Here is a 15,027-nt window from a genome sequence, read left to right on the forward strand (position 1 = left end):
CTTTTCTCCGGATAAAACTTCTGGATGGCGGACCAGTGGTCCGCCATCGGAATATACTGTCGGCTGCCCCGATTAGGCCTCGGTTTGCTCCGCTGTGGGTTCCGCGGGTGCGGCTGCTTCGGTGTATTTGGCCTGCTCGCGTAGAAAGGTCAACACCTTCTCGTTGTGCAGCTCATTCATAAACGGCAGGATTTCTTCGCGCCGCTTGAAATATTTTTTCACTTCATCAAGGGTCATCCGATACTGGTCGGCAATGCGCTGGTAACCGCGCTGGATGTCCTCGTCGGCGATCTTGATCTCCTCGACTTCGGCTATTTTTTTCAACAGAAAATCGCCTTTGACTCGCTTGACCGCGACCTCCCTATTTTTCTCCACCAGTTCCTCCAGATTAATGCCAGCAGACTCAAACGACAAACCGCTCCTCTTGAGATTCTCCTCGGTCTGTTTGAGCATTTCCTGAATCTCAAAATTCACCAACCGCTGCGGCACTTCAAAAGGATTGAGTTCGATCAGCTTGTGCATGATCTTATCGTCTAAATCTCCCTGAAGGGCATCGTCTTTGGTCTTCTGCAAGCGCTGGCGGATGTCCTCTTTGAGATCGGCCAGAGTATTGAGCTCAGGCTTAATATCCTTGGCAAACTCGTCGTCGAGTTCCGGCTTGATCCGCACCTTGACGTCTTTGATATCGACCTTGAATTCCACGTTTTTTCCGGCAAGGGTCGGATTGGGGTAATCACCGGGGAAGGTGATTTCGTAGAGAGTCTTGTCGCCCTTTTTCAGACCGAACAATTTCTCCTCAAAATCCTTACCCAGACGATGCATGCCCATATCGACACTAAAATTATCATTGCGCACTTCATTCATGGCCTTGCCGTTGTCAAAGCCCTGGAAGTCAACAATTGCCACATCGTCTATGGCAATCAGGTGTCCTTCTTCAGCGGTCTGCAGTACCGCCTGGTGCCGTTGCAGCAACGTGATCTCCTTGTCTACTTCTTCTTGACTGACCTCTACGGTCGGCTTTTCCACCTCGAGCCCCTTGTACTCTTTAAGGTCAAACTCGGGTTTGATGTCAACCATGGCCACATAGACAAAAGCGCCATCCTCGGTAAATTTGTGCTCGACGATTTCGGGATGCACCACGGGATCGAGCTTCTCTTTCTCGACAGCGTCGAAATAGCTATCCTGCACCAATTTCTCGCCGACTTCGTCCTGAACCTGCGCCTTGAAGTTATTTCCAAGTACGCTCTGGGGAATTTTACCACGACGGAATCCCTTCAGCTTGACCTCTTTGTTGATCTTGGCATAAGCCTTTTCGAGGGCGGGACCTACGGTTTCCTTGGGAAGGGTAATGGTCAATTTTCTTGTCAAGTCAGAGAGATTTTCGACGACGATTTCCATGGACTGCGGTTCCTCTTGTTCGGTTTTCCGCGGCTCTTACCCCGGCGGCGTTGTGTATTGTCAGCCCGCTTCTCTACCTACTGGCGCGCTGTGCTTGATGACTCAGAAAAAGTTGGTGCGAGAGGGGGGACTCGAACCCCCAAGGGCCAGGCCCGCTGGATCCTAAGTCCAGTGCGTCTACCAATTTCACCACTCTCGCAACGCGTTAAACTGCAACTAATAACCAGAATAACGTATCCCGTCAAGTCATCCCTAGGGTGAAAAAGTTGGATTATCAACAAATTTAGGGCATTAAACGGACCTCCCCTTCTTCCTTATTTCCCCCTGAAAAACGAAAGGGATCACTTCCTATTCGCTCTCTATCCACTCTCAAGTCACCATAGTTTCCACAGGAGATCTATGGCAATTTACGCAAGATATACCAAATGTCGAAGAGATAACAATCAGACAGCAAAGGTTTGTACCACTTGAACTCAGTGTGATGTCCGGTTAAGAACTTGCATACATGGTATCCAGTATCCCTTCCCCCTGCAGAGTCGTTGAGGGGGGTGCTCCAATCGAGATTCATTGAGGATCTGGTTGCGCAACTGACGGACTCTGTGGATGTTGACCGGTTCGCCATGCTGTTCATGGCAATAAATCGCGAGCAGGAGATAAGTGATCAGGCCAGCAAGCATCTGGATCATCAGGCCATGGCGGCTTCTCGAAATGAGGTGGTAGACCTTGAGGTGCCGCTTCCACCAGGCAAAGAACGTTTCTATGTCCCAACGCAGCTTGTAGATCAGGGCGATTTGTTCGGCGGTGAGATCAAAGCGATCGGTGGCAACCCAGTAGGTCTTGCCTCCGACCGTGTAGCCGACCAGGCGCAGCGGGGTTTGCGTCTGATTGATTCCTTCCCGGCCAAGGAGAACCAGTGCTTGCCCGCTGCCTGGAGCTGATCGAAGTCGTGATGGCTTTGGTATCCCCGGTCGCTCACCCCGGTTTCCCCAGGCTGGACGATCCGATTGACAAAAGGACGCTCTCCGCCTTTGCCGTTGGTGAGGAAGATGGTGCGGGGAATACCTCGATTGAGGTCAAAGCCGATATGGGTCTTGGCCTTTTTGGCGCCTTTGCGGTAGTCGGCCCAGTCCATGGAAAGGACAGCGTCGATCAATGAACCGTCGACGGCGACCAACTGACCCAATTCGGGGTATTTGTCGGGCAGAACCTTGCTAGCCTGCTGTTGCAATGCTTCAAAGACCAGTAGGAATTGCTCGAGGCCACGTTCGTTCATGGCTTCGAAGAACGAACTCCTGGCAATACCTTTCTTCGGGGCAATATGCTCACGGGCAAAGGCATCTTCTTCCAGGGATTGGAGCAGATGCCTGCCGGAGGTATGCTCCTGCAGGTGAAAATAGATGAGCGCATGGAGCTGGTCTTCAAATTCCATTTGCAGCGGTCTGTTACTCCGGGATTTGAGTTTTGGAATACGTTCCAGGGCCAAATGTAATGGAGAGCAGGAGCGTTCGTAGCTGTGAGCGGTTAACTTTCCTGACTTGAACGGGCGTGGCGCCATTTTCATAACTCCCTGCAATGAAAGGATGTCTATGAAAACAGGCCGCGACGGCGCCCCGTTGATTTGTCAAAAAAATTCAGCTTGTTATGTAACTTTTTTTACCCGGCGCCTCCTTGCAAAATCTTAACTGGACATTGCTGGGGAAAAATAGAAAGGAGATAAGGATGGAATCGGATAATTCCATCCTTATCCAGGCATTGCAATACTTCTTTAAAAATCCGGTTACCCCACCGAGGCGTAGGATAACCGGACCATTTTTCACTGCCAATGGCCTAGCAGGCCATGTCGTTATCGGCCATAGAGAATGCTTGACGGTACATTCTTGACATCAGCGGTACCTGTCAGCAGCATAGCCTGGAGCAGTTCACCCTTGAGCTGATTGAGGCAGAGAGCGACGCCCTCCCGACCGCCTCCGAAAGCTCCAATTACCAGAGGTCGACCGACGAGTACGGCGTCCGCACCCAAAGCAAGCAGCTTAAGCACATCGGCACCGCTACGCACACCACCATCGACAAAGATAATTGCCTTGCCTTTGACACGCTCGACGACGGCAGGCAGCACATCGGCCGCTCCGGGGGTGAAGTCAAGGACCCGGCCGCCATGGTTGGACACCACAATCGCCCCGGCTCCGGCCCGTACCGCCTCATCGGCCTCGTCGGCCGTCATCACGCCTTTTACGATAAACGGCAGTTTGGTTGTAGAGATCACCGCCTGCATCTCGGAAAAAGTTTTGGGACCCACTGGCTGCCCTTTCATCGCCATGGTTACCAGCCCGGCTCCGTCAATATCCATGCCCGTGGCCAAGACTCCCGCCTTTTCCGCAGCGCGGAGATGGCTGGCCACAACATCCTGGGCCCGCGGCTTAATGATTGCAATGGTACCGCCCTTGTGCTCGGCCCCGGCCTTGAGCCCGCTGTCGAACATCCGAGGGTCGGCGCCATCGCCGGTCATGCACAGCGTTCCGGCGTTGATCGCACCGGCCACCATCTCGGCAATGAACTCCTCTTCGGTCATTTTTCCGCCCATGTTGTAGGAGGAGCCGGTGATGGGTGCAACCAGGATCGGCATGGAGAGTTTTTTGCCCCACAGCGTCCAGGTCAGGTCCGGTTCCTTAACATCGTGAATGGTCCGCATATTCAACCGAACCCTGGCCAGGGCCTCCATGTTGGCCTTGAAGGCGCTGCCGGTTCCCACACCGCCCATGCCCGGCACTTCTCCGGCGCAAGCGCGACCGTCGCACACCGGGCAGACCCGGCAAAAACCTTTGAGTTGTTCACGGGCTTGTTCCCGAACTGTCTTCATATCCATTTGAGTTTCCTCCTCGTTCGCTTCAAGCACCTGGCGCACCATAGGTAGCTGATTGTGACGCTGAAGCTGTTAATTTTTTTGGCCAAAAGATCATCAAGGCCGTATTTCCAAGACACCAGAGCGCACTGGCAGCGAGTCTCATCCAGTGCACACGCATCTTGGCAATGCAAATGGGAACTATCTATGCTCTATCTCCGTGAGCCCTGACTCGAACACTGCACGAGCCAAAAGACCGCCACATCAAGCCCCGGTAGGGAATACTCCCGTTTTCTTCACTGCAGCAGACTCCAAACCATCTTGGTGGCAACCGCATAGAGAAAAAGGGCAAAAATCCGCTTGAGTGTATCGACCGGCAGGGCATGGGCCAATTTGGCGCCAAGCGGAGCGGTAAAAACGCTTGAGCAGACGATACCGACCAAGGCCGGCAGGTAAACATAGCCAAGACTGTAGGCCGGCAGGTCGATGCCGTGCAGATTGTTGACGATGTAGCCTAGCGCTCCGGCAATGGCGATGGGAAAACCGATAGCAGCCGAGGTGCCGACAGCCCGATGGGCCGCGACATTGCACCAAACCATGAAGGGCACGGAAAGGGAACCGCCGCCGATGCCGACCAGGGCAGAGGCCACGCCGATGGTCGAACCCACCCCGAACATGCCTGCGGTTCCTGGGAGATCACGCGAGGCCTTGGGTTTCTTGTTGAGCAGCATCTGGGTGGCGACGGTATAGAGAAAGACACAGAAAAATCCCTTGAGAAAACCGGAGGACAACCTCGAAGCCACAAAGGTGCCGAGGAAGGTGCCAATCAGAATGCCGGGTACAATCCGTCTGACGATATTCCAGTCGACCGCGCCGCGCTTATGATGGGACATAAAGCTGGAAATCGAGGTGAAAATAATGCTAGCCAGCGAGGTTCCCAGGGCCAGGTGCATGATCAGATCGGGCTGGATGCCCTGCTTGACAAAACAGAAAATCAGCATCGGCACAATCACCACTCCGCCACCCACGCCCAGGAGGCCGGCAAGAACCCCGGCGATCAACCCCACGGCCAGATACATCAACACAATTTCCACTGACATGACATTCTCCGCTTTGCCCTTGTGCCCCGCCTTGTACCGGCGAGCGTGCCGCACCGAGGCAATGGTTAGTTAGTGTTTCTGTTGTTCGCCGAAGATATGATCTTCAATCTCGGCAATATGATTCTTCATAGCCAGGCACGCCGCCTCCGCATCCCTTGCCTCAAGGGCATCAATGATGCGCAGGTGCCCTTCCACCGAGGCATGACGACGCTCGCTGCTCTGCAGCCAGACTGAACGGCTTTCGTTGACGATTGACTGGATGGTGGTCATCACCTGGTCAATCACCCGATTTCCGGCGCCGGCTGCGAGCAAACGGTGAAATTCGGCATCAAAGCTATCATCTTCCCGGCCAGCCATCAGGGCGCGCTGTTGATCGCAGACCAGAATCTTCAGGCGATCAATGCTCTTCGGCTTGATCCGTTGCGCTGCCAGGGCGGCAGTCTGCGGCTCTATCATCCCACGAAATTCGATAATATCGTGGAGAAAGCCGCTCTGCGCATTGAGAGCATCTATGATGGCATCGCCTGAAAAAGTGGCGTCGATGGTGGCCAGGAGATACGTCCCATCCCCCTGCCTGCTTTCGAGTATCCGTCGCTCGGCCAATGCCTGAAATGCCTGGCGGAGACTGTTGCGTGAAACCCCGAAGCTCTCGGCCAGTCTGCGCTCCGGTGGCAACCGATCGCCCGGCGCCAGCTCGCCGTTACTGATCATCTCGCGAATCCGATCAATGATCGCCGTATAGGCGTATTTCTTTTCTTCCCTGGATTCAACCGGCGACATCATGACCTCCCTCTTTTTCGAATTGGTTCTACCAATAGCTTGAAGGACTGACAATGTCAACGGTATTGTGTGCATAATGAGAGAAAGACAGAATTATAATTGGTCAACCACATAGAGGCAACACACCTTTAACCAGCCTCTACCAACCCCTTTCCCTCCGTCTCGAAGTGGCAACAAAGAACAACAGAACGCGATGATCATCGTGCATGTTGGGGAACTCATTTTCCTGATCAGCAATGAATTCAGCTTGTTGTCAGTTTATTGCACAAAGGTCTGGAGTGGCAGTGGCACACTGTGATATACAATTCAGAAATGTCTCGATGCTCCAGCTCTTTTTCGTACATCGGCATCGTGTCGGTTTGCCGGCAACCGCCATTATTTCGTGCAATGTCCTTACCGGACAACGCTGATTTGACGACTCATTACGGCGGTTATTCTACCTGAAAGAGGGCAACCAAAGGAAGGGGGGTATGGCAGAGGCGTTGATGGTCATCGGGGAACAGAGTGGAGTGGCCCTACCGACGCTCTTTGCTCCAGATGCGAAAACACTGATTGTCATCGGCCAGATACTTTCGACAAACCCGGCCGACGCCGTTCGTAAGCCGAAACATGAAGTAAAAAACAAGACGCCTGTGTTCTCGGGGGGAAGGGGACTGGATGTTACTCGACTCAATCGGTACAGTCTCACTGATCTGCCTACGGGGTAGGCGCCCTGATTGACCCCTCATGGTCAATACATTTGCCTGCAGAGGTGTGGTCACCCAGATGCGCGGCCAAGATATGTAAGGACCTCTCCCTACTTGATTTTCCGATTCGATCAGGTGGTGGGCAGGCAGGGGATGCTCTCCCATGCACCCAACGCGGTAATCCCCCCCTTTTCTCCCCATTAAGGAACACCATGTTCGATACCAGCACCCTGCTCCTTTTTACCACGGCTTCCATCCTCTTGGCTCTGACACCGGGGCCGGACAACATTTTTGTGCTCACCCAGTCGGCCCTCAAGGGTAAACTGGTGGGGATTGTGGTGACACTCGGGTTGTGCACCGGTCTGGTTGTCCACACCAGCGCCGTGGCCCTGGGAATTGCCGCCATTTTCCAGGCCTCGGCTCTGGCCTTTAACCTGCTGAAATTCGCTGGGGCGGTTTATCTGCTCTACCTTGCCTGGGGCGCCTTCCGGGCGGGAGCGAGCACCCTGGACAACGACACCTCTCGGGAGGTGAGCTTGTCGCGGTTCTACCTGCGCGGCATCATTATGAACGTGACCAATCCCAAGGTGTCGATCTTCTTTCTCGCCTTCCTGCCGCAATTCACCAACCCGGAAAACAGCAGCCTGCCGTTGCAGCTCGTTGCACTTGGCGGCATCTTCATCCTGTCCACCCTGCTGGTCTTTGGCGCGATCAGCCTGCTGGCCGGTGTGTTGGGCCAGTGGCTCCGCCGTTCCGGACGAGCGCAAACAATCCTCAACAAAGTTAGCGGGGTTATCTTTGCCGGGCTGGCCCTGAAACTGGCCACGGCCAGCCGGTAGAGGACAGACCGTGGATCTGCGTCATTCCACAAAACCCTTTGTTGCCCATCCGAAGAGCAGCACAGTCCTGGCAGTGCTGCTGATTCTTATCGGCATTGCCTTTGTCAGCGGCTGGATTCCTGATTCGCCCAATCGCCGTTATTTCCCAGGGCATCATTGGCTCATGGCCGGTTTAAGCTGGCTGATGTCCTGCTTTTTCTTGGCCTGCGCTTTTCTCGGATTCAAGCAAAAGAACAAGAGCCCCAGTCACTGACCGGCAACAAAAAAGCTCGCCTACCGCCGTTTATCCTGGTGATAGATCTGTTCGCGTTGGGCAGCAATCGCCTCGTCGACCAGGTAATCGTCAAAGTTGATCATCTTATCGATCCAACCCTTATGACCGATCTCGATAATCCGGTTGGCCACCGTGGCCACGCATTCGTGGTCATGGGAGGCCAAGAGGATCACCTCAGGAAAGGCGATCAGGCCATTGTTGAGCGAGGTAATCGATTCGAGGTCCAGATGGTTGGTTGGCTCATCAAGAATGAGGACGTTGGCCCCGATCAGCATCATCCGCGCCAGCATGCAGCGTACCTTTTCCCCGCCGGAAAGAACCTTGGTTTTCTTCAGAGCCTCTTCGCCGGAAAACAACATCCGCCCGAGAAAACCCCGGGAATAACTCTCGCCCTCGGTGGGCGGGATAAACTGGCTGAACCACTCGACCAGTGTCTGGTTGCCGCTGAAAAACGCACTGTTTTCCTTGGGAAAATACGAGGTAGTGATGGTCTGGCCCCAGCGGAAGCTGCCCGCATCCGGTTCCATCTCGCCCATCAGGATCTGAAACAAGGTGGTCTTGGCCAGACTGTAGGTACCGGCAAAGGCGACCTTCTCCCCTTTATTGACCGAAAAACTGAGATTTTTCAGCACCTCGACGCCCTCGATGGTCTTGCTGAGGTTATCGACCTCGAGAATGACGTTGCCGCAGGGCCGCTCCGGCTTAAAAGCAATCCAGGGGTATTTGCGCGAAGAGACCGGCATATCCTCGATGTTGATTTTATCGAGCAATTTCTTGCGTGAGGTGGCCTGTTTGGCCTTTGAGGCGTTGGAAGAGAAACGCTGAATAAACTCTTTGAGTTCCGCAACTTTTGCCGAAGTCTTTTTATTCTCGTTCTGTTTCTGCTGCAGGGTCAACTGGCTGGCCTGATACCAGAAATCATAATTGCCCACATAGACCCGGATCTGCCCAAAATCAATATCCGCCATATGGGTGCAGACCTGGTTGAGAAAATGGCGGTCATGGGAGACGATGATGACCGTATTGGTAAACCGGATGAGAAACTCCTCCAGCCAGGCGATGGATTTGACATCCAGGTTGTTGGTCGGCTCATCCAGTAAAAGAATGTCCGGGTTGCCGAACAGGGCCTGGGCCAGCAGCACTCGCACCTTATCACCGCCGTCCAGTTCCTTCATCCTGAGACTGCCCATCTCCTCGGAAACGCCTAAGCCACTAAGCAGGACAGAGGCTTCGGATTCGGCCTCATACCCGTTCATCTCGCCAAACTCGACCTCCAGGTCACCGCAGCGCATGCCGTCGGCCTCGGAGAGTTCGGGTTTGGCATAGAGGGCCTCGCGTTCCACCTTGACATCGTAGAGCCGCTTGTGGCCTCTAATCACCGTATCGAGCACGGTTTCCTCGTCATAGACAAACTGGTCCTGCTGGAGCACGGCGATCCGTTCCTTGGGATCGATGGAGACCTCGCCCTTATCCGGGTCCTTCTGGCCAGCAAGGATTTTAAGAAAGGTTGTTTTGCCGGCACCGTTGGCCCCGATCAGGCCGTAACAGTTGCCGTGGGTGAACTTGATGTTGACGTCTTTGAAGATGATGCGTTTGCCGTAGGAAAGCGCAATGTTGGTTGCCTGGAGCATAGTGGTTCATTTCCTGTAAAAAAGAGACGGTCACGAAGACAAAAAACGTGACTTGTTTCGGAATACGCCGGGGATGTCCGCCCGAAAAGGGACGGTGCAAAAAAAAGAGGAAGAAATTTACTCTGAAACACTCAATAAATGAAGCGGAAAATGCGGTTTTGCCGATTTTATTGATCGACGGGCCGAACAACGGATGGCTGAAGCGAGGGCAACCAAGGTCGCAACCTCGGCAGGGTCAATCGATGGAGACAAGGACCGCCGGATAGGGACCCCGGACCGAATTAATCAGGGTGAAGACGCTCTGCGAGCGGAACCAATCAAGCAAAATCACCCGCTCGAATACCTGGCCGCTCGCCAACAGATACTGACGGCAGGTGCCGGCCAGCAGACCGCAGCGCACCGGCGGCGTGTATTCCCGGCCATCGATCGAGACCACGACATTGGCAATGGTGGTTTCGGTGATTTCACCCCGCCGGTTATAAAGCAGGACATCATCCACATCTTCTCCCAAACCGGCCCGCATCAGGGTATACAGCTCCCGGCAGGTGGTTTTATGATAGAGAAAAACATCCTGATCATCAATGGGATGCGGGGCGAGCGCTACCCGGACCGGCCGCGATCTGGCGAGCGGCTCATAGGGAACATTCTCGATCCGCACCGCTCCCTTGCAATCGAGCAGCAGCCGCACCCGCTGCGAGACGCCCTGGTATCCGGCTACGACTGCGGACAATTGGGCCCGGATATTCTCCACCGTGCAGGGGTAGGAAAAATAATCGGCCGATCCGCTTAAGCGGTGCAGATGCTCCGCAAGATAGGCATACCCTTCTTCCGGCGTCCAAAGCAGGGTTTCAAGCAAGGAAAAGTCCGGTTGCCGGGTCCGGCAGAGCAGGCTTTTAAGCCGGGTTTCCTCCCACTCGGCGCTTGCGGTGGAATCGGCGGTGATGCCCCCTCCAACTCCGTATTCGGCTGTCTTGTTCTGCCGGTCAATCAGCAGGGTGCGGATAGCGACATTGAATTGAGCCCGGCGGTCGGGCAGCACAAAGCCGATCGTGCCGGTATAGATGCGCCGGGGTTCGCTTTCCAGTTCCCGGATGATGGCCATGGTGCGGGCCTTGGGTGCGCCGGTGATCGAGGCTGCCGGAAACAGGGCGGCAAAGGTGTCGGCCAATGAGGCCCCGGTGCGGGCGGACACCGTGGAAACCATCTGCCAGAGGGTCGGATACCGCTGCACCGCAAACAGATTTTCGACTCGCACCGTTCCCGGCCAGGCGATACGGGCCAGATCGTTGCGGACCATATCGACAATCATCACATTCTCAGCCCGATCCTTGCTGCTGTTGCGCAACCGTTCTCCCTGACGGAGATCGTCCACGGCGGACAAGGCCCGGCCGATGGTCCCTTTCATCGGGATGGATACAATGTTTTCACCGCTGCGTTGGAAAAGAAGTTCCGGGGACAGGGAGAGAATCGCCCAATCAGGGGTTTGGATAAATCCGCCGTATTGAGGACCATGGGTAGCGGCTAGACCGACAAACAGGGACCAGGCATCACTACTGAAAGGAGCACGTAGGCGGTAGGTATAGTTGACCTGATAGGTTTCACCGGCAGCGATGAAGCGCTGCACGCGCTCAACAGCGGCCCGGTATTCTGCTTGATCGACCGTCGGGCACCAGACTAGATCGGGCGGCTCCAGCGTGGGTTCCGGCAGGTCCACGGGCCGAGGCGGCGGATAAAGACCGAACCGGAGCAATGGGAAACAACTCTCCGCCCTGACCTGGAGTGCGGCATCAAAGGCCGGAGCCGCCTCGTAGGCAAGGAAACCGGCTGCGGCCCAGCCATGGCTTGCCACAAGTCGTTCGACCTCGCGCAGACAGGCCACTACCTCCTCTGCTTTACTGGTGGTGATCACCCGGTACGGCCGGGAAAAATCGAGCCACTGGCCCGTCTGCGCGTCATGGAGACAGACACTCTCCGCCTCGCTTGCCCCCGCAGGGGATGTCTGCCCTGCATCTATTTTTGTTCTTTTTTGTCCAACCAATTCCCCACTCCATCGCGGTCCCGCAACTTTTTCGACTCCTCCACCTCAGCCGTATAAATCAGCCTTCTATACCTGGAAGCACCCGTTGGGCGCAATAAGGAGCTGTTCGTTCTCACCTTACACATTCTACACGACCCGAGCACAATGATCGTTCCGAGTGAGACCTTCAGCAAAACTGGGAGAAAAATTTCTTGGCAGACCGTCCGGGTCAGGTAGAATGTTTTTTTGTAGTTTGTCGCAACAACGACTACTCCTGCGGTGCGCCGGAGACAAACACCCTCCCCACGGAGATCAGATATCATGGACGTCACCATCGTCGGCGCCAGCGGGGGCTGCGGCCGCGAAATCGTCACCCAGATCGTGCAGCAGCGGTTGCTGGAGAGCCGGGAAATCCTCCAACTGGTAGGCAGCAACCCCCGTTCCAAGCGGCCACACCTGCTGCATGGTTTTCGCGCCGACCTCCAAGATGCCTACGCCGAGATCATTCCAGAGCTCAACGTCACCGATGATCCTGAAAAAATCATCGGCGACGTGGTGGTCATCACCGGCGGCCAGACCTTTTCCACCGCCCCCTCGGAGATCGGTGCCGCCTCGCGTGACATCCTCGCCATGGCCAATGTCGAGGTGTTTGAACGGTTCGCCCGGTCGCTGGCCAGCACCCGGAGTGAAGACCCGCCGGTGGTGATCATCGTCACCAATCCGGTCGAACTAGGGGTGGCCATTTTTGCCAAACACCTGCCCCGTACCCATGTGATCGGCATGGGGGCCTATTCCGATTCAGCCCGATTTCGCTGGGAGATCGCCTCGGATCTGGGTATCCGGAGGCAACGGGTCCGCGGCTTCATGCTCGGCGAGCACGGCAATGGCATGGTACCAGTCTGGAGTTCGGTCCGGGTCCAAGGCATGGCCGAGAACGAATGGCGGCTGGTCGAGCCGAAACTGCGCCAGGGCCTGCGCACCGAAGACTACCCGGCCGCCCTGCTCGAGCATCAACGGAACCTGATTACAATGATTGGCTCCGACCCCGTCAACGGCGCGATCCACGCACTCCGATATGTCCGCGACCTGCCCCCTGACCTGCGTGTCCCCCTCAAACCCTTTGCCATCCATTACACCGACGCCAAAACCCAGACCGCCACTGCCGCAGCCACGGTGGAACTGGTCAAGGCAGTGCTTGAAGGACGGCGGGTCGAGATCTCGGCCCAATACATGCACCAAGGGGAAAACGGTCTTCACGGTCCCTGCGGTGGCCGCCTGCTGCTCGCCGGGTCAGTGCTGCAGGTGATGCCGGACCGCGATGAAATGACGCCCGCCGAACGCACCCTGATCGAATGCTCCGCCCAGGGTATCCGGGAAAAAATCAACCATTGGTGGCCTAATGGCAACTGAGATGCAACTGTGGCTGGTGGTCCTGACCACCAGGGATTATCCGGGCGATACGGCGGCCATTGCCTCGGTCTTTTCTGGCCGGGGCATCCAGATCGACAGCTTCATCGGCTTTGGCTCCAATCCCCAGACCAGCGGCCGGTCCCAGGGCCGGATCATGCTCACCTTCCACGCCTTTACCGAGCGCTGCCACGCCCTCTGCCGGGTGCTGGGCAGCCTGGAGGCCGTGGCCGAGGTCCGCTGTTTTGCCGAAGATGGGATCCCGGTGGACCTGAAGACGAAGACCACGGCGTTGAAACACCTGCTGGCGGTCATTTAAGCGAGGTACGACGTACCTTCACTCCCCCCAACTTAAGGCGCAGTCAGGATTCCCGCTTCCGGTTGCAGGGAGTCACCGGCACCACCTTTTACTGGATAAATATTCATGCCGAAAACACGAAAAACCAGCGAACAGAATGCGATGGTGACGGGCCGGATCAGCGGCGGCTTGCAGATAAAAGGACGTTTGTGGATTGAAAACGAAGGGGCAACCTACCTCTCCTGGGGCCGGATTGTTCTGCTGGAACGTATCGGCGAATACGGGTCGGTGTCCGCCGCCGCCAAATCCATGCAGATGAGCTTTAGCCATGCCTGGCATTTGGTTGAAAATATGAACACCATGGCGCCCCAACCACTCGTGGAAAAACAGGCCGGCGGCCGCAAAGGCGGCGGCGCCTGGCTGACCGAGGCCGGCAAACAGACCATCGCCGATTTCTGGATACTGGTGGGCCGATTCCAAGGTTGGGTCGATCAGGAGACCTTCTAGCCCATTTCCTCACTTACGCCTTTTTTGTCTCTTCCCTGTATGAACACCCTTCATCATTCATGCACGGGAGTAACGAGGGACTTCGCAATTGACCGCAAGTATGGTACTCTGCCGGTCATCGCCTCCCCCCTCAATACCGTTGTATATCAATGAGCCAGGACATTTCAAAAAGGAACAAGCCAGTGCAAGCAACGGATGACTCTTCCCCTTCTCAGGGCGAGGTTGGCATGTTTTCAGAGGATAACCCCTGCCTGGACACCGTCCAACTGGCCCAATTGGAGCAGTCCTTCCGCCACTGGATCGATGCCACCCCCCGGCGCGACGTCCGCCTTTCCCGGCGCCGCATCCTGCTGGTTTTCCTCCTCATTCGCTACACCGGGGCTAAACTCAACGAGATCCTCAGCCTCGACCCGTTCACCGATATCGATGAACAGACGGTCTGTATCCGGGTTGTTGATTCTGAGGCATCCTGTGCGCGAAGAATTACCATCGCCGCATCGCTGAGCCAGGAGATCCGGAAGACCCTGGCAGATCCGGATTTCCGTGCATCGTTGACCAATGGCTTCTCCGTCGACCCTGCCTTTGTCCGCCGCAAATTCTATGAGCGCGCCGAGGCCTGCGGTCTGCCCAAGCACCTCGGTGGTCCGGAATTGATCCGCCGCGCGCGGGCGGTGGAGCTGGTGCGCGGCAACATGCCCCTGCAGGCGGTGCAAAAGCTGCTCGGTCACTCAACCCCCAACCTGACCACGGCCCATGTTTCGTTTTCCGACGACGACCTGCAACGGGCGACCAAGCTGTATCTCGAGCGGGAATCCTCCCGGAAAACGAGCGCCAGAAATGCATTTTTCGGCAAGATCGTGGCCATAGAACGCGGTGACGTCCAGGCCCGGATCACCCTGATCAATCTCAGCGGCCACCGGGTTTCCTCGATCATCACCAGTGAAAGCCTGGAACGGTTGGGGCTGCAGCTGGGGCGGCTCGTCACAGCAGAAGTCAAGGCGCCGTGGATTATTCTGCAGCGTGGAGAAACGCTCTCCGCGTGCAGTGCCGACAATCATTTTCAGGGGCACATCATCCGGATCAACAAGGGCAAGGTGAATTCGGAATATGTCGTCCGCATTGATGACGGCACCGAACTGTGCGCCCTTATGTCCACCAGCAACGGTACAGAGCTTGCACTCAAGATAGGTGACATGGTTTGGGTGCTCTTCAGCGGCTTTGCGGTTATCCTGCATGCCGATGATTGATCGA

General features: G+C 55.8%; 13 protein-coding genes, 1 tRNA gene and 1 pseudogene. 7 read left to right on the forward strand and 8 right to left on the reverse strand.

From position 1 onward, the window contains the following. Positions 1–72: 72 nt before the first annotated feature. The 6 genes and pseudogenes from tig to ACHZCX_RS19200 form a co-directional block, all read right to left on the reverse strand. Positions 73–1,398 (reverse strand): trigger factor, encoded by a 1,326-nt coding sequence (tig, locus tag ACHZCX_RS19175; protein WP_319588816.1) that lies wholly within the window; start codon positions 1,396–1,398, stop codon positions 73–75. Between the two features lie 113 nt (positions 1,399–1,511). Beyond that, positions 1,512–1,597, reverse strand: a tRNA-Leu gene (locus ACHZCX_RS19180). Between the two features lie 274 nt (positions 1,598–1,871). After that, positions 1,872–2,953 (reverse strand): annotated as a pseudogene (locus tag ACHZCX_RS19185) (transposase). 288 nt (positions 2,954–3,241) lie between these two features. Beyond that, positions 3,242–4,261, reverse strand: a complete 1,020-nt coding sequence (locus ACHZCX_RS19190; RefSeq protein ID WP_319588817.1) for an alpha-hydroxy-acid oxidizing protein — start codon at positions 4,259–4,261, stop codon at positions 3,242–3,244. 272 nt (positions 4,262–4,533) lie between these two features. Next, complete coding sequence (locus ACHZCX_RS19195; protein ID WP_319588818.1) at positions 4,534–5,337, reverse strand: sulfite exporter TauE/SafE family protein; 804 nt, start codon at positions 5,335–5,337, stop codon at positions 4,534–4,536. 69 nt (positions 5,338–5,406) lie between these two features. Continuing rightward, positions 5,407–6,120, reverse strand: coding sequence for a FadR/GntR family transcriptional regulator (locus ACHZCX_RS19200; protein ID WP_319588819.1), 714 nt, complete (start codon positions 6,118–6,120; stop codon positions 5,407–5,409). Between the two features lie 467 nt (positions 6,121–6,587). Here ACHZCX_RS19200 and ACHZCX_RS19205 point away from each other — a divergent pair, with 467 nt between their 5' ends. The 3 genes from ACHZCX_RS19205 (at position 6,588) to ACHZCX_RS19215 (ending at position 7,895) form a co-directional block, all read left to right on the forward strand. Beyond that, entirely contained in the window at positions 6,588–6,824 is a 237-nt protein-coding gene (locus ACHZCX_RS19205; protein WP_319588820.1) for a hypothetical protein, read from the forward strand. A gap of 191 nt (positions 6,825–7,015) precedes the next feature. Beyond that, positions 7,016–7,642 carry a LysE family translocator gene (locus tag ACHZCX_RS19210; RefSeq protein ID WP_319588821.1) on the forward strand — a complete coding sequence of 209 codons (627 nt, stop codon included), beginning with the start codon at positions 7,016–7,018 and terminating at the stop codon, positions 7,640–7,642. 10 nt (positions 7,643–7,652) lie between these two features. Then, positions 7,653–7,895, forward strand: coding sequence for a hypothetical protein (locus ACHZCX_RS19215; RefSeq protein WP_319588822.1), 243 nt, complete (start codon positions 7,653–7,655; stop codon positions 7,893–7,895). A gap of 20 nt (positions 7,896–7,915) precedes the next feature. Here the strand turns inward: ACHZCX_RS19215 and ACHZCX_RS19220 are convergent, their stop codons facing one another. Both ACHZCX_RS19220 and ACHZCX_RS19225 read right to left on the reverse strand, forming a co-directional pair. Then, on the reverse strand, positions 7,916–9,547 hold the full coding sequence (locus ACHZCX_RS19220) for an ATP-binding cassette domain-containing protein (protein ID WP_319588823.1): 1,632 nt from the start codon (positions 9,545–9,547) through the stop codon (positions 7,916–7,918). A 235-nt stretch (positions 9,548–9,782) separates the two neighbouring features. Beyond that, the gene (locus tag ACHZCX_RS19225) at positions 9,783–11,585 is read right to left on the reverse strand and encodes a chorismate-binding protein (protein ID WP_319588824.1); all 1,803 of its coding nucleotides are present in this window, start codon (positions 11,583–11,585) and stop codon (positions 9,783–9,785) included. A gap of 300 nt (positions 11,586–11,885) precedes the next feature. Between ACHZCX_RS19225 and ACHZCX_RS19230 the strand changes: the two genes are divergently transcribed. From ACHZCX_RS19230 to ACHZCX_RS19245, 4 genes are all read left to right on the forward strand, one after another. Then, the gene (locus ACHZCX_RS19230; protein ID WP_319588825.1) at positions 11,886–12,974 is read left to right on the forward strand and encodes a hypothetical protein; all 1,089 of its coding nucleotides are present in this window, start codon (positions 11,886–11,888) and stop codon (positions 12,972–12,974) included. After that, positions 12,964–13,290 carry a hypothetical protein gene (locus tag ACHZCX_RS19235; RefSeq protein WP_319588826.1) on the forward strand — a complete coding sequence of 109 codons (327 nt, stop codon included), beginning with the start codon at positions 12,964–12,966 and terminating at the stop codon, positions 13,288–13,290. The genes ACHZCX_RS19230 and ACHZCX_RS19235 overlap by 11 nt, the downstream gene beginning before the upstream one ends. A gap of 105 nt (positions 13,291–13,395) precedes the next feature. Further along, positions 13,396–13,776 carry a LysR family transcriptional regulator gene (locus tag ACHZCX_RS19240; protein WP_319588827.1) on the forward strand — a complete coding sequence of 127 codons (381 nt, stop codon included), beginning with the start codon at positions 13,396–13,398 and terminating at the stop codon, positions 13,774–13,776. A gap of 227 nt (positions 13,777–14,003) precedes the next feature. After that, positions 14,004–15,023, forward strand: a complete 1,020-nt coding sequence (locus ACHZCX_RS19245) for a TOBE domain-containing protein (protein WP_319588828.1) — start codon at positions 14,004–14,006, stop codon at positions 15,021–15,023. Positions 15,024–15,027: the final 4 nt, after the last annotated feature.

The organism is uncultured Desulfobulbus sp., from assembly GCF_963662935.2.
Classification (GTDB): Bacteria; Desulfobacterota; Desulfobulbia; order Desulfobulbales; family Desulfobulbaceae; genus Desulfobulbus.